Annotated in this window: 17 protein-coding genes; 13 read left to right on the top strand and 4 right to left on the bottom strand. The window is 54.8% G+C overall.

All coding sequences use genetic code 11. The features are described 5' to 3' along the window. Positions 1 to 12: 12 nt before the first annotated feature. Entirely contained in the window at positions 13 to 936 is a 924-nt protein-coding gene (ppk2, locus tag ACNKIB_RS11740; RefSeq protein ID WP_417910749.1) for a polyphosphate kinase 2, read from the bottom strand. 225 nt (positions 937 to 1,161) lie between these two features. On the opposite strand from ppk2, the gene argJ reads away from it, so the two are divergent. The 3 genes from argJ to ACNKIB_RS11725 are packed head-to-tail and all read left to right on the top strand — an operon-like array spanning position 1,162 to position 3,709. Further along, positions 1,162 to 2,346 carry a bifunctional glutamate N-acetyltransferase/amino-acid acetyltransferase ArgJ gene (gene argJ / locus ACNKIB_RS11735; RefSeq protein ID WP_417910748.1) on the top strand — a complete coding sequence of 395 codons (1,185 nt, stop codon included), beginning with the start codon at positions 1,162 to 1,164 and terminating at the stop codon, positions 2,344 to 2,346. Between the two features lie 15 nt (positions 2,347 to 2,361). Next, positions 2,362 to 3,078 (top strand): DUF4388 domain-containing protein, encoded by a 717-nt coding sequence (locus ACNKIB_RS11730; RefSeq protein WP_417910747.1) that lies wholly within the window; start codon positions 2,362 to 2,364, stop codon positions 3,076 to 3,078. 4 nt (positions 3,079 to 3,082) lie between these two features. Then, a complete protein-coding gene (locus ACNKIB_RS11725; protein WP_417910746.1) occupies positions 3,083 to 3,709 on the top strand; it encodes a hypothetical protein in 627 nt (208 codons plus the stop codon). 135 nt (positions 3,710 to 3,844) lie between these two features. On the opposite strand, the gene ACNKIB_RS11720 is transcribed toward ACNKIB_RS11725, so the two are convergent. Then, on the bottom strand, positions 3,845 to 4,024 hold the full coding sequence (locus ACNKIB_RS11720) for a hypothetical protein (RefSeq protein ID WP_417910745.1): 180 nt from the start codon (positions 4,022 to 4,024) through the stop codon (positions 3,845 to 3,847). 57 nt (positions 4,025 to 4,081) lie between these two features. Between ACNKIB_RS11720 and ACNKIB_RS11715 the strand changes: the two genes are divergently transcribed. From ACNKIB_RS11715 to ACNKIB_RS11670, 10 genes are all read left to right on the top strand, one after another. Further along, positions 4,082 to 5,680 carry a hypothetical protein gene (locus ACNKIB_RS11715; RefSeq protein ID WP_417910744.1) on the top strand — a complete coding sequence of 533 codons (1,599 nt, stop codon included), beginning with the start codon at positions 4,082 to 4,084 and terminating at the stop codon, positions 5,678 to 5,680. Positions 5,681 to 5,713: 33 nt separating this feature from the next. After that, a complete protein-coding gene (locus tag ACNKIB_RS11710) occupies positions 5,714 to 5,962 on the top strand; it encodes a hypothetical protein (RefSeq protein ID WP_417910743.1) in 249 nt (82 codons plus the stop codon). A gap of 9 nt (positions 5,963 to 5,971) precedes the next feature. Continuing rightward, complete coding sequence (locus tag ACNKIB_RS11705; RefSeq protein ID WP_417910742.1) at positions 5,972 to 7,021, top strand: microcin C ABC transporter permease YejB; 1,050 nt, start codon at positions 5,972 to 5,974, stop codon at positions 7,019 to 7,021. A 3-nt stretch (positions 7,022 to 7,024) separates the two neighbouring features. Next, positions 7,025 to 8,056, top strand: coding sequence for an ABC transporter permease (locus ACNKIB_RS11700; RefSeq protein WP_417910741.1), 1,032 nt, complete (start codon positions 7,025 to 7,027; stop codon positions 8,054 to 8,056). A gap of 57 nt (positions 8,057 to 8,113) precedes the next feature. Further along, on the top strand, positions 8,114 to 8,506 hold the full coding sequence (locus ACNKIB_RS11695) for a PilZ domain-containing protein (RefSeq protein WP_417910740.1): 393 nt from the start codon (positions 8,114 to 8,116) through the stop codon (positions 8,504 to 8,506). 360 nt (positions 8,507 to 8,866) lie between these two features. Further along, entirely contained in the window at positions 8,867 to 10,726 is a 1,860-nt protein-coding gene (locus ACNKIB_RS11690; protein WP_417910739.1) for an autotransporter assembly complex protein TamA, read from the top strand. Further along, positions 10,723 to 14,877: a translocation/assembly module TamB domain-containing protein gene (locus tag ACNKIB_RS11685; RefSeq protein WP_417910738.1), complete on the top strand. Its 4,155-nt coding sequence runs from the start codon at positions 10,723 to 10,725 to the stop codon at positions 14,875 to 14,877. The genes ACNKIB_RS11690 and ACNKIB_RS11685 overlap by 4 nt, the downstream gene beginning before the upstream one ends. 143 nt (positions 14,878 to 15,020) lie before the next feature. Further along, complete coding sequence (locus ACNKIB_RS11680) at positions 15,021 to 15,455, top strand: hypothetical protein (protein WP_417910737.1); 435 nt, start codon at positions 15,021 to 15,023, stop codon at positions 15,453 to 15,455. A gap of 419 nt (positions 15,456 to 15,874) precedes the next feature. After that, complete coding sequence (locus ACNKIB_RS11675) at positions 15,875 to 17,494, top strand: fumarate hydratase (RefSeq protein WP_417910761.1); 1,620 nt, start codon at positions 15,875 to 15,877, stop codon at positions 17,492 to 17,494. Between the two features lie 102 nt (positions 17,495 to 17,596). Further along, the gene (locus tag ACNKIB_RS11670) at positions 17,597 to 18,160 is read left to right on the top strand and encodes a DUF2301 domain-containing membrane protein (RefSeq protein ID WP_417910736.1); all 564 of its coding nucleotides are present in this window, start codon (positions 17,597 to 17,599) and stop codon (positions 18,158 to 18,160) included. A 33-nt stretch (positions 18,161 to 18,193) separates the two neighbouring features. Here ACNKIB_RS11670 and ACNKIB_RS11665 read toward each other — a convergent pair whose 3' ends face one another. Both ACNKIB_RS11665 and ACNKIB_RS11660 read right to left on the bottom strand, forming a co-directional pair. After that, on the bottom strand, positions 18,194 to 18,523 hold the full coding sequence (locus ACNKIB_RS11665; protein WP_417910735.1) for a nitrous oxide-stimulated promoter family protein: 330 nt from the start codon (positions 18,521 to 18,523) through the stop codon (positions 18,194 to 18,196). A 9-nt stretch (positions 18,524 to 18,532) separates the two neighbouring features. Next, positions 18,533 to 19,960 (bottom strand): NADH-quinone oxidoreductase subunit N, encoded by a 1,428-nt coding sequence (locus tag ACNKIB_RS11660; RefSeq protein WP_417910734.1) that lies wholly within the window; start codon positions 19,958 to 19,960, stop codon positions 18,533 to 18,535. Positions 19,961 to 20,027 lie beyond the last annotated feature (67 nt).

Genomic DNA, 20,027 nt, shown 5'->3' with positions numbered 1-20,027 from the left:
TCGTCATGGCGTTCAACCTCGGAGCAAACCGGGCTTGAATAGATGCTCTTCCATGTGCTGGATTTCGTCAATACCAGAGATGACGATCGCCGGGTCAGCAATGAGTCTTTCTGCCGCAATCTTTTCCGGGTAATCGATGTTGGCAAGGATATGCTTCATGCAGTTAATCCTGGCTCTCTTTTTGTTGTCTGAGCGGATGATCGTCCACGGACTGAGACTGCGGTTGGATTCGTTGAGCATCTGGAATTTTTTGACACTGTACTGATCCCAGTGCTGTTGCGCGAGGTTATCCACCGGTGACAGCTTATACTGCTTGAGCACGTCGCTTTTTCTCGCCTCGAAACGGCGGGCTTGCTCCTCTTTAGAGACTGAAAAGTAAAATTTGAACAGGATAATGCCGTCCTTGACCAGCATTTGTTCGAACAGAGGAACGTCTTTCAGGAAGCGCTTGTGTTGCTCGTCTGTGCAAAAGCCCATTACTGGCTCGACCATTGCCCGATTGTACCAAGAGCGGTCAAAGAGTACCAACTCGCCTGCTGAAGGGAGGTGTGAGACATAGCGCTGAAAATACCACTGGGTTACTTCGGTGTCATTGGGCTTAGATAAGGCAACCACGCGCGTGGTGCGCGGATTGAGAAACTCAGTGATCCGCTTGATGGTGCCGCCTTTGCCTGCTGCATCGCGGCCTTCAAAGATCGCAAGCACTCTCATGCCAACAGCTTTGATATGGAGCTGGAGTTTCATCAGCTCGATCTGGAGGCTTTTCAGCTCAATCTCGTATTCCAATGTTTCCTCGTCGATCCAGACGGCTCGGCGGCCCTTTTTTTCCTTTTTGTTGAGGTTCTTGGCCGCTGTGCCCTCATGGAGACGCTCCGGCTCACTCTGCTTCTCTTTTTCTTTCTCGCTCTTGTCAGATTTCTTCTCGTCAGTGGTCATAACAGGCTCCTCCTGCATCTTTTTTAAAATCGCCTGCCCGAATTGTAGCATATCTGCGGTCGCAGGGAAACAATTCCTTTCCGCTGACACCTCTCTCGCCGGTGATTTTTGCGGTCGGAGCAGGCATTAACACACTATACAGAAGCCCTGCGCTGTGCTAAGATAGGGCAAGGATTATAAGCGGTCAGGCCGCAGATCGGAAAAATAGACAAAAGCAGGTATTGCATGAAGGTAAAAGGATTTTCTGCCGCTGCTGTGCAGGCTGGCATTAAGTATCAGAACAGACTTGATCTGGGCCTGATTTATTCTGAGGTTCCAGCAGTCGCTGCTGGGGTTTTCACAACCAGCGTGGTCAAGGCCGCGCCGGTACTGCTTGACATGGAGCGACTGCGTTTAGGTCGGGCGCAGGCAATTGTTGTTAATAGCGGCAATGCCAACGCCTGTACTGGCGAAGAAGGCATGAAGATGGCCCGTGCCGTGGGTGCGCTGGTTGCTCAGGCTTTGCAAATTGATGAGGAACTCGTGCAGGTGGCATCTACCGGCGTGATTGGTGCCCAGCTTGATCTGCGGCCTTTTACCCAAGCCATGCCCCAGCTGACTGCCAGGCTGTCCGAAGAGGGCTTTGATGAGCTGGCAAAGGCAATCATGACTACCGACACTGTGCCAAAGACAGCCTCGGCCACAATTATGATTGGCGGCACAGAAGTACATCTGCTGGCCTGTGCTAAAGGCGCAGGGATGATTATGCCCAACATGGCAACCATGCTCTGCTTCGCCATAACCGACGCAAATATCGCCCAGCCCGCACTGCAAGCAGCGGTCAGTAGGGGAGCCGAGCTGTCTTTCAACCGGATCACGGTTGATGGCGACACCTCAACGAACGACACCGTGCTCTGCCTCGCTAATGGCGGGGCAGGCAATAGCCTGATCGACGAAAACAGCCCTGAGAATTTGGCTATTTTCACTGAAGCTCTGCACCGAATCTTCCAAGACTTGGCCGTACAGATCGTCCGGGACGGCGAAGGCGCAACCAAACTAGTCACAATCCGCGTAGAAGGCGCAGCAACGCAGGCTGAGGCGGTAAACGCCGCCCGCACCATCGCCAATTCGCCTTTGGTGAAAACTGCCTTTTTCGGCGAAGATGCCAATTGGGGCCGGATTATTGCCGCACTGGGTCGCTCTGGGACTCAATTTCAGCCAGAGCGGGTTGCTATTGCCTTTGATCAAGCTCTGCTGGTAGAGCATGGCTTTGGTCTTGGCAAAGAAGCAGAGGCCGCAGCTACCCAAGTCCTGAAGCAGAAGGCGTTCACAGTCACAGTCGGCCTTGGCCAGGGCGCAGCAGTAGCTGAGATGCTGACCTGCGACCTGAGCTGCGACTATGTCAAAATCAACGCCAATTATCGCTCCTGAACGTCGGGTACACCGATGATCGATCCAGGCCAGGCTGACCAAAAATTTCCGGGCGTGTCGTTGCCCGCCTTTCTCCAGCTCCTGGAACATGAACACAGCAGCTGCACCCTAACAGTTACGTCTGGTGGCAAGAGTGGGAGCTTTTTTTTCCGGGAAGGCCGGCTGATCGACGCGAGCTGCGAAGGTAAGGCCGGGCTAGAAGCGGTTCATGCCCTGCTTGCCCTGCGCAATCCTGCCTTTCGGGTGAGCGCACCGGAAGATCGAATGACGCGGATCAACCAGTCACTGGCCCGCATCCTGCTCCATGCTCATACAGCAGAGGAGGCCGGCGGGCCAGTACCGCCGCCAGTGGAGTCACCTTTTCCTGAAACGGCCAAAGTCCATCCTCTTCTCCGACGACTGATCGTCGAGATCATGGCTGTGCCGGAAATACGGCATTACTATCTGTTCAATCAGCAAGGCAAGGTGGTAGCCCGCTCTTCAGACAACCGGCAGCTGTGTAACTTCATCACTTATGCGGTTATGAGCAGCCTACAAATGCGGCAGGGTCTAGGCTGCGAGGTCAAGGGGCCAAACAGCATCCAGATGGCGTTAGGAACAGGCGAGTCTCTGCTGATTTTGCCGGGAATCGGGCTAGTCATCGCCCTGCTTTTGGACGGCCACGCTTCTGTGCTGGCCATTACCACCCGTATCCGCGCTTCCCTGCGTCCGCCAAAAAAGGTTGGAGCATGAGATCATGCAGAATCTCCTTAATGAGGTCTCCTCTCTTGTCGGCGTACTCGGAGTTTGCATTTTTGACAAAAAAGACGGGGTGCTCTGCGGGAAAACCCGCGAGAAGCTGGCTGATGGCCTGCAAGAGACTGTGGGTGCGCATCTGCTGCGCCTCTTCCAGCTGGGCGTAATGAGCAGCCTTGACATCAGGACAGCGCAATTTTTCTTTGACCGCTACGCCGTGATCGGGCTGCCCTTTCGGGGCAATGCTGTCCTGATCGTCCTCTGTACTCCTCAGGCCGACTGCCCGTCCGTGGCTGAGGCGGCTGTTCATCTTGCCGCAAAGCTGGACAAGGAACCTGTGCTTCCAGTAATGGAAGAGCAGCTTGAGGAAGTCGAACCTGAAGAAATTTTAGACAAAGAACTTTACTCTGCCCAGCTCCAGGCTGTACTGTGCAGAATCGAGCAGGCCTTGGCCGGAGCCATCGGCCCTGTTGCAGGAATGGTCATGCAGGATTATATTGACCGCTGGCAGTTAAGCGGGCCTACGATTCCAGCCCGAATTGCCGAGCTGACCAATATGCTGGTTGAGGAAATCGGAGACCCGGAAGCGGCTCAAGATTTTGTGGCCAAGATTGAGAAAATCATCTGAGCGGCTTGATTATGCGACCTGTTCAACGAGGTAAGGGAAGAGTACAGCTCGCTGGCCAAGGAGTTTGGCTCGGTAAGAAAGGAGTTCGGCTTGGCCAAACTGCTTTCCTGGTGAGTTATAAAGGAGTGTTGCCGACTAAAACTCCTTTGCAAGTCGGCAACACTCCTTTGCGGCTTGACCAAACTCCTTTGGTAGTCGGCCAGACTCCTTTGCTGCCGAGTACAACTCCTTGCCAAGTCGGCAGCACTCCTTTCTGGCCGAGCCAAACTCCTTGGTTAGTGAGCAAGAAAGAAATTTTTTCTGGGAGTTACGCAAAAAATACCGCGACAGGAGCCAACGGTTCGCTCTCCGCTGCAACCTGATTGCTGCACCATGGCCGCAAGGTTTCTTATTGACGTGTTGACGGATGCCAGAGTTCTCTTACCATCGCACAATTTGCGCCCGATGTTCATTGCCGCTTTCCTGACCGCCATTTTTCTCCTGCCGACCCTGCCTTGCTCGGCTGCCTGCTTGTCTGGCGACTGCCGCAACGGGGCTGGCAAGCTGGAGAGTGCAGACGGCAGGATTTATGAGGGAGAGTTCAAGAACGGTTTCCTCTGGGGAAAAGGCACGCTGGTCACTGCTGACGGTCTGCGCTACAGCGGCAGCTTTGTCCGGGGCCGTTATCACGGTCAGGGCACACTGAAAAGCCAAGACGGGCGCGTTTATCAGGGCGAATTTGAGAATGGAGTCATCAATGGCCAAGGGGTATTGACTGAGGCCGATGGTCGCCGCTATAAGGGCGACTTTATCATGGGTCGCTTTCACGGTAAAGGGGTATTGGTCTGGCCAGACGGACGCAAGTATGCAGGCAGCTTCCGTGAAGGCTTGCCCCACGGCCCTGGCAGGATGACTATGTTGGATGGCAGCTTCTACGAAGGGCAGTTTGAAGAGGGTCGGCCTATCGGTGACATTACCCGCCGCTATACAAATGGGAGCGTATATAAGGGCGGCTTTGTCGGTTTGGCCCGCGAGGGCTACGGGACCTTTGTCCTGCCAGACGGCAACCGCTACGAAGGCTTTTTTCACCATGATCGCTACGAAGGCAAGGGTAAGCTGATCAGCGCAGAGGGCCGGGTGCTCTATGAAGGCGAATTTAAGGAAGGCAAACCCGCCCTGCCGAGCAGTCTGCTTGCTCTGCCGTCAGAACCAGAACAGCCTGCTGCGCCCCAAATCAAAATTGCCCCCCTGGCGGCAGTGGAGGGCGTGCCTGCTGCGGCGGAAACATTGGCCCCAATGGCTACTCCGCTTGCTCTCCCCGAAGAGCAGAAGTCAGAAGTCCAGGCAGCGGCAGTACCGCCTGTTGCTAGCGAAAACGGCTCTGCTTTTGTTGACGAATTGTTTTATGGCGAGCAAAAAGTCCCCTTTACCGGCAAAGCCAGCGTCCAGCTGCCGGATGGTTCACATTACCAGGGTGAATTCAAAAAAGGCCGGAGGCACGGCTGGGGCACTCTCCAGCTGCCAGACGGGGAAGTCTATGAAGGCGATTTTGTCGAGGGCAAGTTTCACGGCAAAGGGACCTATGTTTTTGCGGATGGCAGGCAATACACCGGTGTCTTTCGGCAGGGCGAGCGGGAAGGGCATGGTCTGCTGACCTACCAGGACGGCTCTTCCTACGAGGGCGATTTTGCCAAGGGCGTGTTTGAAGGGAAAGGCTCGTATATTTTCCCGGACGGCAGCAAGTACACCGGCTCTTTTTCAGGCGGCTATTTCGCCGGGCAGGGTACGCTGGTGTATAAAAACGGGAAAAAGTACACTGGCACTTTTGCGCATGACCTGCCCAACGGTGAAGGAACGCTCGTCGGGGCAGACGGCAGCGTGTATAAAGGCATGTTCAAGGCCGGAAAGCGGAATGGCGAAGGCACCATCACCACCCCGGACGGACGGGTTGTTAAGGGTATTTTTAAAAACGATGAACTGATGAGTCAATAGGTAGCGACTGTGCAATGGCAATATAAGACCGTCATGATTGAGTTTCAAAAAGACGGCATTTTGGGCGAAAAATACATTGATGAAGAGGAAACCGAGGCTGCTCTCAATGAAGAGGGTCGTCTAGGTTGGGAATTAGCCACGGCAACGATGGTGCCGGAAGGGCTAATGCTCTTCTGTAAAAGGGAACTGAAAGCTGACGGCGAGCTGGAGGAAATCGAGGCGGCAGAAGCAGAGGAGGTGTCAGATGACAGCACCGGCCTCGGCGATATCAGAATATTCTGAAGAGAAGCTATGGGCCGCTACATCCTCAAACGCATCCTGCTGATGATTCCGACCCTGTTCGGGATCATGCTGATCACTTTTGCCATCACCCAGTTTGTGCCTGGCGGGCCAGTGGAAAAGATGGTCGCCAAACTGGAAGGACACGGTGCAGGCGGCGAAGCGGTTAGCGGGGGCAGCGGCATCTATCAGGGCAAGCAAGGGCTTGACCCGCAGCGCATCGAGCAGCTCCGCAAGCTTTACGGTTTTGACAAACCGCCGGTGCAGCGTTTTGTTTCGATGATGACCTCGTACCTGCTCTTTGACTTTGGCCAGTCCTACTATCATCAACAAGGCGTGGCCGAACTGGTCGTCTCTAAGCTGCCGGTCTCGATGTCGTTAGGCCTCTGGTCGTTTCTGATCGTTTATTCAGTCTGTATCCCGCTGGGTATCCGCAAAGCCATCCATGATGGCTCCCGTTTTGATGTGGCCACCAGCACAGTGATTCTCGTTGGCTACGCTATTCCCGGCTTTGTGTTGGGCTTGGTATTGATCGTACTGTTTGGCGGCGGCAGCTTCTGGAGTATCTTTCCCCTGCGGGGCTTGGTTTCGGACAACTGGAGCGAGATGAGCGCAACCGCCAAGGTGCTGGACTACCTCTGGCACATGGTGCTGCCGATTACCGCCTCTACAGTCGGCAGTCTGGCAGTCATGACTCTGCTGACAAAAAATTCCTTTCTGGAAGAAATCCGCAAGCAGTACGTGCTGACCGCCCGCGCCAAAGGCCTAGCCGAAGGCCAGGTTTTATACCGGCATGTCTTCCGCAACGCAATCATTCCGATCATCACCGGCTTTCCTGGCTCCTTTATCACCGCCTTTTTCACTGGCAGTCTGCTGATTGAAACCATCTTTTCCTTAGACGGCATGGGCTTGTTAGCCTATGAATCTGTGCTCAACCGCGACTACCCAGTGGTTTTAGGCACTCTCTATTTTTTCACCTTTCTCGGCCTGATCTCCCGACTGCTCTCAGACCTGAGTTATGTCTGGGTGGATCCGAGAATCAGCTTTGCCCGGCTGGAATAGGCGATGACAATCCGAAAAAGACAGTCGTTGGCCCGCCGTCGCTGGCAGAATTTCAAGAAAAACCGGCGTGGTTTCTACAGTCTCCTGCTCTTCAGTCTCCTTTTTTGTCTCTCGCTCTTTGCCGAAGTCTTTAGCAACGACAAGCCCTTTCTCATCCACTATGAAGGTGGCTGGTATTGCCCGCTCTTCAAGTCCTACCCAGAGACCACTTTCGGCGGTGATTTCGAGACCGAAACTGACTACCGTGATCCCTACATCTTGGCGCGGCTGAACAGCGAGGGCAACCAGGTCTTTTTCCCCCTTAACCCCTACAGCAGCAACTCTATCAACCTAGACTTGGGTGAGGCTGTTCCTGCACCTCCTTCACTGTCGCATCGCTTAGGCACTGACGACCGGGGCCGCGATGTGCTGGCCCGGTTGATCTACGGCTTCCGCCTTTCTGTGCTGTTCGGCTTTGCCCTGACTTTAATCGGCACCTTAACCGGCATCATCGCCGGTGCAGTGCAGGGGTATTTTGGTGGCCGCACCGATCTGATCTTCCAGCGCTTCATTGAAATCTGGAGCGCAATGCCTGAATTGTATCTGCTGATTATCTTTGCCTCAATCTTCAAGTCCAGCGTGTTACTGCTGCTCATTCTACTCTCACTCTTTGGCTGGATGGGCCTGGCTGACTACGTGCGGGCCGAATTCCTCAAAAGCCGCAATTTAGATTACGTTAAAGCGGCTAAAGCCCTGGGCGTAGGCAATCTGACCATTATGCACCGTCACTTGCTGCCGAACAGTATGACCCCGGTGATCACCTTTCTGCCTTTCCGCATGTCCGGGGCGATCTTGTCTCTAACCAGCCTCGATTTCCTTGGTCTCGGTGTGCCGCCAGACACACCCAGTCTCGGCGAGCTGTTGGCCCAAGGCAAGGCAAACATCGAGGCCTGGTGGCTCTCGCTCTCCGCTTTCCTCGTGCTGGTAGGTACTCTGATCTTGCTGATATTTATCGGCGAGGCCTTGCGGGAGGCTTTTGATCCGCGCAGGCAGTAGCGCGACAGAATTCCTTCAACCTTAACTTCCCAGATGCAGCCTGGGTAAGGAGCAATAATGACAGCATACGAGCCTGAAAAGCGGCGGTTTCACCGGGTCATCTTCAAAGACCCCAAAAAAATCGCCGCGCTGATTTCGTCGTTGGACCAAGAGGGGAGTGGAGAGGCAATCGCCTCCTCCATCCTCAACATGAGCGAGGGTGGCATTCAAATTTCCATTGAACGCAGCGCGCTGGATGGCATTCGCCGGGGGCGAAAGATCATGCTCCACTGTATCAGCGGCCTCCCAGACATTTCCACCTTCATTGATGTGCCCATGCAGGTGATTTGGGTCATGGACAACGAGTATCTTGATCATGTCCTTGTTGGCGCAGCCTTTGACCAGCTCTCCGAGCAACAGGAAGAGAACTTGCGTTCCTTTGTAGATATCTGTTTGGAGAAAAGGCTCTGAAAAAAGGTGCTTGGAGAGGAGCTTGGCGCAGTTTTTGGCTCAATCAAGGAAGAGTGCTCCTCGGTTGCCAAGGAGTTTGGCTCGGTAAGAAAGGAGTTTTAGTCGGTAGAAGAGGAGTTCGGCTTGGCTAAACTCCTTTCCTAGTTAGCCACCAAGGAGTTTGGCCGAGTACAACTCCTTGGCAAGTCGGCAAAACTCCTTTTCGGCTAAACAGAACTCCTTTGCTACTCGGCCAGACTCCTTTGTGGCCGAGTACAACTCCTTTCAAAGTTGGCAGAACTCCTTTCTTGCCAAGCCAAACTCCTTGGCCAGCGAGTAAGAAAGGAATCGTAACTAGGAATTATTGGCGGCATGTGAACCTTGGCGCAAACTCCCCGAGAAAAATACGAACGAATCTGGCTTGCTATCAAGCAAGATGTTGATGTGCTCTATTCCTTAGCCGCAGTGTTGAGACGGTTCTTTTTTTTCTTCGCTTTATTCCTCGTATTTTTTCTCTCTTTCCTGCCCACAGTCTCCTTGGCGGCCCGAGTGACGGTCACTGTGCGGGGTGTGGAGGGCGATCTCTTAAAAAACATCGTTGCAAGTCTGAAAATAGCCCAGCAGAAAGACGAAGCCAATCTCAGCACGGGCCAAATCCGGCTGCTGCACAAGCAAGCACCCGAGGAAATTGCCCATGCTCTCGCTCCATTTGGCTATTACGCCGTTAAGGTGACGAACAACAACGGCCACGGTTCCCTGGAAAAGAAAGGCAGTGGCTGGCTGGCTGAGTATGAGGTTGCTCCAGGCCAGCCCGTGTTGGTGGAGAGCGTAAACATTAAGGTCACAGGGCCAGGCAAAGAACATCAAAAGCTGAGGAATCTGGCTGCCTCATTTCCCCTCAAGCCTGGCAAGCAACTCGACGACGGTCTTTACGAAAAGGGCAAAAAGCAGATTCTCAACAAGGCCCTGACCAGCGGCTATCTCCGAGCTAGATTCACGGAAAGCCGGGTTGAAGTCAGGAGCAAAGAACATAAAGCCGCCATCAGTCTCTGTCTTGACTCCGGGCCGCTGTATGTTTTCGGTGCGACCTCAAGTAACCAGTATATCCTCAAACCAGAACTGCTCCAGCGGTATCTTCCCTACCAGTTCGGCGATGTTTATTCGCTGCAAGCCCTGAACAAGCTGCAAAGCGATTTGTACGCCACCGGCTATTTCAGCCAAGTGACCGTGGAGCCGAAAGTGCCATTGCCTGAAGAGGGAAGCAGCAGCGAGGTGCCGGTGGAGCTGCATCTTGCGCCTGCGCCGAAGAACCGCTACAGTTTGGGTGGTGGCTATGGCACTGACTCTGGGGTGCGTGGCAGCATCGGTTGGAAGAATCGCATGATCAACCAACTTGGTCATCGCCCATCTCTCAATGTTCAGCTCGCGGAAAAAGGCAGCAAGGCAGCAGCTAGCTATGAAATTCCGGTGCCAATCCTCGACCTGCGCTATGATACGGTCAGTTTCGATACCCTCTATTCGGAAGAAAGCTGGCAGGACACCGAGATCAGCCAGTATAACTTTGGCGCGACAGTCAAGCACAATGCCCTCAAATACCAGTTCGGGGCTGGGCTGGAATATCTGCACGAGACCTACACGGTGGGTGACATGGACGACAGCACCTGGCTGCTGATGCCCAATGCCTTCCTCACTATTATCTGGGCAGAAAACCGAGTCAACACCGATCACGGCATCCGAGTCAGCGGTAGCGTCCGGGGCGCACAGGCTCCCTTTATCGCCAGCACCAACTTTTTTCAATTCCGGGTCGGCGGCAAGGCCATCATCAGCCCGGTGGAGAAATGGCGGCTCATTGGTAGGGGGAGCTTCGGGGCTACCGCGATGGAATCCATCAATGAACTGCCACCCTCGCTCCGTTTCTACGCTGGCGGCGATCAATCAGTGCGCGGCTATGGCTATAAATCCCTTGGCCCTCAAGATGCTTCAGGCCGGGTGGTAGGCGGCCAGTATTTGACTGAGGCCAGCTTTGAGATTGAGCGGCAGCTGTCGAAGCTCTGGAGTGTGGCTGCTTTTTACGATCTGGGTAACGCTTATGACAACATTGATGCCCGCCTGCAACAAGGTGTGGGCGTAGGTGTACGCATGAGTTTGCCTTTTGGGCAGATTCGTCTTGATGTAGCTGATCCTATTTCCGAAGGGGGCTTTTCCCTGCGCATTCATCTGACGCTAGGGGCTGATCTGTGACTGAGCCTGTTGAAAAAACGCCGACCAGCAATTCAAGCAGTTGCTGCCCCTGGCTACTGAAATGGTCAGCCCTGTTCATGCTCTTGCCATTGCTTGGGCTGGTCTTTTTGCTCAGTACCGAGATGGGTTTGCAGGTGCTCTTGCGCTCTGCTAACCAGCTTGCCGGGCCGTATTTCTCTGCCGAGCAGGCTGAAGGCCGTTTGCTTGACCACTGGCGTTTGCGTAACATACGGATTCAGATCAAAAACGCCGTGGCTATCAGTTTGGACGACTTCAGCATGCGCTGGAACCCAAAAGCCCTGCTCTATGACCGGGCATTGCATATCCGCCAGATTGCCGCGCACGGTCTGATTGTCCGTATCTTAGATTCTGACAAAAAAGACAAGAAAGCGCATAAGTGGATCGTTCTGCCAAAAATCCACCTCCCGTTAGGTCTGCAACTTGACGAGCTGCGCGTTGCCAAGAGCAAAATTGTGGCAGAGGACGGCAAAGACGCGCTGCTGATTCACACGCTGCTTTTGCAGGGCGCGGCTCACGATGATCAGGCAGAACTCATCCGGCTAAAAGCGGAGACCTCGCAATTCAGTGCTGATCTGCGCGGCAAGGTGCAATTTAACGGGGCATGGCCAGTGCAGGTAGGTGGAAACTGGCGGGTGCCTGATCACGGCATCAACGAGCTAGTTGGCACGGTTGCAGCCCAGGGTGATTTCGATAAAGTGGCGGTATCGGCAACAATGACCTCCCCGGCTAAGGTGACGCTCAAGGGTCGAGTCACAAACATCTTCAATGACCTGCATTGGCAGGCCGCAGCCGAGACTGGCCATTTCTCGCTCCGCGATATCAAGGTGGATGTACCGGTTAATGGCAACCTGCGCATTGTTCAGGCTGCTGGAACAGTGAAGAGCTACGGCGGTGTGCTGGCCGCAGAAATCCATCACCAGGGCTACCCGACAGTGCAGGCCGAGGCTAAGGTGACAGCAGCGGATTACACCGGCCTAAAAGTGGATTATCTCACGGTTCGCCACGAGGCTGCCGAGTTACTTTTGCGGGGAGATATGCACTGGAAGGGTGGCTTTTCTTGGCAGGCAGAGCTGAAAGGGAAGGAACTTGATCCTGCTCTGGTTGCTGCCGGGCCAGGCAAGATCAACGGGCAGATTCGCAGCAATGGCAAGCTGGCCAAAGGCAAGCAAGAGCTGTACCTCAGCTTAGAGGAGATTCAAGGGGAACTGCGCGGCCTCCCTTTCAAGCTTGGTGGCAAGCTGGCCTTGGTTGATAAAAGTCTGACGATAGATGGGCTGGCTTTGCATTCCGGCTCTAGCAAGGTGCAGATTAATGGTAAGGTGGCAACAGACAAGACGATTGATCTGGCCGTGCAAGCAGAAGCTCCTCATCTGGGTGAATTCCTGCCTGGCTCCAGCGGTGCGGCCCAGCTGAAGGGAACTGTTGTTGGCAATTTCGCGCAGGCCGCTCTCCAGCTCAACCTGAACGGCTCTGGCTTGCGGCTACAAGAGCGCAAACTGCCTGATCTGCAAGCTGACTTGCGTGCCGATCTTTCTCTCCGCAAAGAGAACAGCGGCCTGCACGTTCACGATTTCCGGCTGCTGGCAGATGGCAAGTCAGCTTTGAATATCAACGGTCAGCTCGGCTGGACCAATGGTTTGTCTTGGCAGGCAGAGGTAAAGGCAGCGGAACTTGATCCTGCCTTAATCGTGCCAGACTGGCCCGGCACAATTAATGCCGAGCTGCACAGCCAAGGCCACAAATCTGCGGCCAAGCTCATCGCTGAAATCCAGCTTGACACGCTGACTGGCAAGCTCCGTGGCTTTCCGCTCATTGGCAGCGGCAAGGCCAAGCTGGACGGCAAGGCTCTGACGGTGGATGCGCTGCGCCTTCAGTCTGGTTCAACCTATGTGCAGCTCAACGGCAAGGGAGATCCAGAGAAAGAACTGGCCTTAACCTTCAAAGCTGGCTCGCAGGATCTGGCTAGCCTCGCTCCCGCAGCAGGTGGCAAGTTTCAGCTCGAAGGGGCGATCAGTGGCAGCCCGCAGCAACCCAGCCTGAGCCTCACGGCCAACGGCACCCAGCTGAGGATGCAGGAATACAGCCTCAAAGAACTAAAGGCAGCGGTCAAGGCAGACTTGTCGCCCTCTGGCCAAGTGGATGCGGAGATCAAAGCGACTGATATTCAGGTCAAGCAACAGGCCATCAGCGAGGTCAAACTGCGGCTCAAGGGCAGCGCAGAGCAGCACCGACTCGATTTTGCCGCTACGGGCAGTCCTGGCACGGTGCAGTTGGTGGCAGCAGGCGGCTGGCAGGAGCAAAAGTGGCAAGGCCAGCTGGTTGAACTGGAGCTGATCAACAAACAGTTTGGCACCTGGAAGACGGAAAAGGCGGCTGATCTGACTTTATCTGCGGCAAGCTGCGCTTTGTCTGGCTTTGCCCTGGTGCAGGATAAAGCGCGGGCAGCAGTGAACGGCCAATGGCAGAAGGCAAGCGGCTGGCAAGCCCAGAGCCAGCTTGATCACCTCTCGCTGGCCCTGTTAAAACAATGGCAGATTCCTGTGCCAGAGAACTTCCCGGAAATGCAGGGCGTGCTGGCGGTTTCAGCCGCAGCGCAAGGGCAGGGCAGGGTACCACAACAGGCCGAGTTGACCCTTGCTCTGCCTGAGCTGGCCCTGACCGCCGAGAATTACGATGAAGACGACGGTAAAACTACCTGGCGTTGGCAGAATAACCACCTTTCAGCCCAGCTCAAAGACAACACACTCCGGCTGACCGGACAAACAAAATTTCAAGATGGCAGCACAGCCGTGCTGGAGGCTACCGCGAATAATTGTGGCGACTTCAGCAAGCTGGAGCAGATGCAATTGGCCGGTTTGCTGACGGTCAACATCATGGACATCGCCCCACTCACCCAGCTCACGGGCTATACAGTGCAGACCCAGGGCGGCTTTGGCGGTGTAATTGACCTACGCGGCACTGCTGCCCGACCGCAACTGGATGGCCATCTCGCCTTGAAAAAAGGCGTACAAGCAGAGGGCAAGATTCACCTGCCAGCAGCCGGGATCAACCTTCATAAACTTCAGCTGGCAGTGGCGGGCGACGGCAGCAACAATCAGCTCGACGTAATAGCAGACTCTGGTCAGGGCCGTATCCGAGTCAGCGGTGAGATCAACCGGCAGCCAGGGCAGCCGCTGGCTGCTGATTTCACCATCAAGGGCGAAAACTTTCAAGCTGTTGCCCTGCCAGAATATCAAATAGTCCTTAGTCCAGATCTCCGGCTGGCCTACAACGGCAAAGGCACGGTGCTTACCGGTACATTGCTCGTGCCCAAGGCGCGCATCGCGCCGTTAGGCTTTAGCGGCGCGGCAGCGTCCTCTAAGGATGTGGTGGTAATCGACGGTGAGGAAAAACCGCTGGAAAACAGCCTGCCCTTTTCCGCTGCCATCGCAGTAGAACTCGGCCAAGAGGTTGCGGTCGATGCTTTTGGCATCAAAGGCTTTCTTGATGGCGGCCTGAAGATCAATGCCAAGCCGGATCAGATCGTCACTGCCCTCGGTGCTCTCAGTTTGCGCGAGACTTCGGTCGCTTTTGAGGGGGTTGCCCTCCAATTGAACGAGGGGCGGATTTTCTATCAAGGCGGTCCGATTGATAACCCAGGTCTGGACATTCGAGCCTCGAAAAAGGTCAACAGAGTTGAAGCAGGTATTCATCTCACTGGCAGCGTGGACGACATGAATATCAAGCTGTTTTCTGACACGCCAATGGAGGACTCGGAAATTCTTTCCTGGCTCCTCTCTGGCCAAAACGGGGTGTCGAGCAGCAAAGGCGATACTGCGCTCTCGCCAGCTGCTGCTGCCCTCAGTAAGATGGGCGGTGGTGCCTTGCTGAAGTCAGTCAATCCCCTTGGTGTTGTGGATATGGAGGATTTTGTTGATTTGAGCATCGGTGGCGGCAAAGAGGCCTCTGATGTTTCCTTAGTGATGAGCAAGGAAATCTACAAAGACCTTTACATCAGCTATGGCAAAGACTTGACTGGCGAGGGCGGTTCTTTTAAAGCCCGTTATGATCTCAAGTATGGTTTTTCTGTGGAAAGCGAAACCACCTCCAAAACCACTGGCGCAGATTTAATTTGGTCGCTGGAGAGGTAGATCTCTACTTGAAGCAGGGGAAAATGCTGCCAACATTGCTGTAGGGGCAACCCCCTGTGGTTGCCCTGGAAATACAGCAGTCTCTTCTTGCCTGAGAGGGCAGATACAGGGGCCTGCGCCTACGATGTCTCCAAGGAAAGCTCATGGAACAGGACAAGCAGATGGAACTCAAGGAGTTTGTCGAGATAGCCTTGCGAGATATCTTTGAAGGAACCAAGGATGCCCAGAAGCAGATTCTCTACGGCGAGATTATTCCCAACAAAGAGGGGAAAACCGGCGAGGCAGATATAGAATTTGAGATAGCAGTCAAACCTGAAGACAACAAATTAGTTGTAATTATCCCGCCAGCTCCCCCAGCTCCCAATTTGAGCAAGGTAAAATTCAAGATACCGGTGCGGCTGCCGAAGAGAAGGGGAGGTTTTCTCCATCATTTGCTTGAATATTATCTTATCAAGAGGAGGAAGAACAAAGAAAAGTCCGCGCAAGAGGAAGCTCCCTCGCCGCCATTGCAGTCGCAGTCGCCTTCAGAGGAGGCGGCCAAGAAAGAGGAGCAAAAAACAGACGCGCCGAAGCAGTAGAGGCAGTTTTTGCACATGCGCGAGCAGCTTTTACACGTGTAAAAGCTCCTGACAACTCTTTGTAGCCGAGCAACAAAAGGTTGCGGCTTAACAAGAACCTTTTGTTGCTCGGCCAGAGAAGGCTGTTGTTTGGCAGAAGAAGGTTGTGGCTCGGCAACAACTCTTTGTTGCCGAGCCGAGCCAAACTCCTTTGCAACCGAGCTACAGAGGTTTGTCGGTAAGCAACAACCTTCTCTGGCCGAGCAAGAACTCTTTGTTATTCAGCAGCAACCTTTTGTTGCTCGGCCAAACTCCTTTACTGCTTGGCCAACACCTTTGCTTGCTCGGCAAGAACCTTCTTGTTTCAACAAGTTTTTGTTTGGAGCAAGGAGAACTTCGTTGATAAGTACCTCTCAAAAAAATCGCACGCACCCAGCATGATGTCCAAGTTCACCTATTTCCCGCCATTCCCCCTGGGCGAAGAGCAAACAGAATATCGCCTGCTTGCCAATTCAGCCCGCTACGTTTGCCCGGAGCATTTTGCCGAAACCGAGCTGCTTAAAATCGCACCCGAGGGACTGCGCGAGCTGGCCCGCGTGGCTTTCCGCGAGCTTTCCTTCTTTCTCAGGCCTAGCCACAACCAGCAAGTGGCCGCGATCCTCGCTGATCCCGAAGCCTCGGAGAATGACCAGGCTGTGGCCTTAGCCATGCTCCGTAACGCCGAGATTAGCGCGCAGGGCCAGCTGCCGCTGTGCCAAGATACAGGCACTGCCATCGTTTTTGCCAAGAAAGGTCAGCAGATTTGGACAGGCTGCGACGATGCGGCCCAGCTTGCTGCCGGGATTGCCGCTGCGTACATTGAGGAAAACCTGCGTTATTCGCAGAACGCGGCCCTGAGCATGTTTGAGGAGGTCAATACCAACAATAATCTGCCGGCGCAAATCGACATTTACGCCGTGCCGGGCGATGAATACCGCTTTCTTTTCCTGGCCAAAGGGGGTGGCAGCGCGAACAAGACCTTTCTTTTTCAAGAAACCAAGGCCGTGCTGCATCCCAGCGTACTGAAAAAGTTCTTGGTCGAAAAAATGAAAAGCCTGGGCACAGCTGCCTGCCCGCCTTACCACCTGGCTTTTGTCATTGGCGGCACCAGTGCCGAGGCCAACCTGAAGACAGTCAAGCTGGCCAGTGCCAAATATCTCGATAACCTGCCAACAGTCGGCAATGCCCAGGGCCAAGCCTTCCGCGACCTTGATCTGGAGCAAGAGCTGTTACAAGCAAGCCAGCAGCTCGGCATTGGCGCGCAGTTTGGCGGCAAATATTTCGCCCACGATGTGCGGGTGATTCGTTTGCCCCGACATGGAGCCTCTTGCCCGATAGGCCTGGGCGTTTCCTGCTCGGCTGACCGCAATCTGAAGGCGAAAATAGATCGGCAAGGCCTCTGGCTCGAGCAACTCGACCACGCGCCAGGCAGATTGATCCCAGCTGCGCTGCGAAATCGCCAGGATACAGGCGCAGTACAGATTGATCTCAACCAGCCCATGCAGGCAATTCTCAGCCAGCTTGACCGGCTAACCGTGGCCGCGCGGGTTTTACTCAATGGCTCGCTGATTGTTGGCCGTGATATGGCCCATGCCAAGTGGCAGGAGCTGCTTGATCAGGGCTTGCCGCTACCTGATTACCTCAAGCAGCACCCAGTCTATTATGCTGGCCCAGCCAAAACCCCGCCTGGCCTGGCTTCAGGCTCTTTTGGCCCGACGACTGCCGGGCGCATGGATGCCTACGTTGATTTGCTCCAGAAAAACGGCGGCTCTCTGGTGATGATCGCCAAAGGCAACCGCTCGCCCCAGGTAACGCAGGCGTGTAAAGAGCATGGCGGCTTCTATCTTGGCTCTATTGGCGGCCCAGCAGCTTTGTTGGCCCAGGAAAGCATCAAGCAGGTGGAGTGTATCGACTATGCGGAGTTGGGTATGGAGGCGGTGTGGCGGATTGAGGTGGAGAATTTCCCGGCCTTTATCCTGGTGGATAACAAGGGCAATGATTTTTTCCAGCAACTGAAGTAAAGAGCCTAGCAGGGAAACGTGTTGACTTCAGGCAGGCTTTTTTGTTAGGGTTACGCAATGTTCCCAATCTGCTTTCTTCTTCCCTTTGCTCCCTGAACTATCATGGCAAACCCTGAACACATCCCTGAAATGGAACGGTTAGACCGCCTGACGGTGATTCTCTACCGCCTTAGCCTGTCTCTCTTTGCTCTCAGCACGACCTTGGAAGCCATAGAGTTGCTCACCGGGCTTTCTCTGCTCGGTAGATGGTATTTGCCGCTGGCAGCAATGAGTGCCGGGTTGGCCAGTGCCAATATTCACCTGTATGATCCGAGGTTCCGCTGGTTTTTTCCGCTGATGAGCTGGCTTGGCTTTATTGTCCTAGCCTTTGCCATGCCTGTGCAGTCGCCGGAAATCGCCAGGCAGCTCTCCGTACTCAGCTTGGCCTTTTTTTACGCCGGGGCCGGGATGTTTGCCGTGAAAGAGTATTTCTGTTTCAGGATACCTGGCCTGCCGCTGATGCCTTTGCTGCTGGGCATGGCGGTGTTGTTGCGCTTTACTGGCCTTGCGGCAGGGGAAGGGATTTTTCTTGCCGCAGCAGCTCTGCTTTACGTCTGGCTTGCTTGGGCCAAATGGAAGATGCCTCTGTATTTCGACATTGGCGACAAGAGCATGTACAAGATGTGATTGCAGTGCCAATTCGGTAGAATTGGCTCCAGATCAGGCTAGAGGCTTTACAGGGTGTTTTCGCAGGCCATCAAGGGCATGTTGAAGAGCCATGATCGGGTTGGTGAGAAGCAGGCGGGGGCCGATAGTCCGCATGACCTGCCTGATTTTTTCCCGCATCTCTGGTTTATAGCAGTGAACCTGGCATTTGCCGCAGGTGGTCTTGCCTTCCTGAAAGGGACAGTGCGCCAGCCGCTTGCGGGCATAGCCGAGCAGCTTTTCACAGTCCCCGCATAACCCGCCGTCCTGGCTGCCGTGTTCTGTCCGGCAGTAGTGGTGGATCATCACCTCGACGGTGGCGGCTTCTCGCGCCATCCGTTTCATCCAGGAATCTCACCCAGCCACTGCCAGGATATTGCCGCTGATTGACGGCAGGATGCCTGCTAGCAACATCGCCGCTGTCAGCAGGACAAGGCAGATGAACTGCACACCGTCCAGTTCTAGCGGTTTTCGCTCGGTCTCTGGCTCAATGATGTAGGCTTCTTTGACCAGCAGCAGGTAGTAGTAAAGGGAGACAGTGGAGTTGAGGGCGGCGAAAACTACCATCGCATAATAACCTTGCTTGGCCGCAGCGGCAAAAAGGAAGAATTTGCCCATGAAACCGGCCAAGGGGGGGATGCCAGCCAAAGAGAAGGCGGTCAGCATCAGCACCGCAGCCAGCACTGGATTGTTTTTACCCAGGCCTTGCAGACCGCTGCGCTGTTCGTCGCCGTCGCGCCCGATGGCAGCAAGGATGAAGAAGATGGCATAGTTGGCCGCAGCATAGACAAAGAGGTAAAAGATGATCGAAGAGCGGGCCAAATCTGCTGCGCCGCTGAAGGCCATGATGATATATCCGGCCTGAGCGATGGAAGAGTAGGCCATGAAACGGCGCAGCCTCTCCTGCTTTAGTGCGCCGAGATTGCCCACGGTCATGGTGGCGGCAGCGAGAATTAGAATGACCGGCTGAAGCTGACTATGCAGGGCAGCCAGCGGGCCGTACAACAAAGCAAGGAGAAAGGCGACCGCCACCGCCTTGGAAGAGACAGAGATAAAGGCTGTGACCGGGGTGGGCGCGCCGTCATAGACATCCGGTGCCCACATGTGGAAAGGGAAGACGGTCAACTTGAAGCCAATGGCGGCCAAGACAAAGAGTACGCCCAAGCGGAGCAGCGGCTCGTTCGGATTGGCGGCGCAGGCTTTCGCCAAAGCCTCGAAGGTCACGGAGCCAGCCGCGCCGTAGAGGAACGACAGGCCGAAGAGCATCAGGGCAGTTGAAATCGCCCCCATCATCATATATTTGGTCGAGGCTTCCAGCGACAGCGCGTCTTCCTTGTAAAAGCCGCTGAGGATGTAGAGTGGAATCGCGGACAGCTCGATGCCGATGAACAGGGTCAGCAGGTCAGTAGCGGAAGCCACAGTGAACATGCCGAAGGTGCAGAGCAGGATGATGGTCAGAAACTCGCTGCGGTGGCGGAGCGTGCCCCGCTTGTTGCCGCCTGGCGTGAAATACGACCCGGAGAGCAGCACCGTGAAGAGCGCGGAGAGCACAAAGACCTGCTTGAAGAGCAGCGAGGTGCCAGTGACAAGATAGCCGCCCGGATACAGCGCTGTCTGGTCATACGGCAGGCGCAGCAGGACAACGAAGATGGCGCAGAGTCCCAGCCAAGCAAGATGAAACGGCACGGTCGAGGTCAGGTTGACTTTACCCCGGTACAGATCATAGCCCATGATCAGGGCGGCCAGCAGGACAAGGAGGATATCCGGCAAGAGGAGTTTCATGGGATTAACGCATCAGGTTGTTGTAAATGGGATGCACCGCGCCGTTGACCAGCTCGACAATCCAGCC

Source organism: Candidatus Electronema sp. PJ (assembly GCF_048287395.1).
Classification (GTDB): Bacteria; Desulfobacterota; Desulfobulbia; order Desulfobulbales; family Desulfobulbaceae; genus Electronema.
The sequence above is the reverse complement of the archived record's forward strand: the minus strand, read 5'-3'. Positions and strand labels throughout refer to the sequence as shown.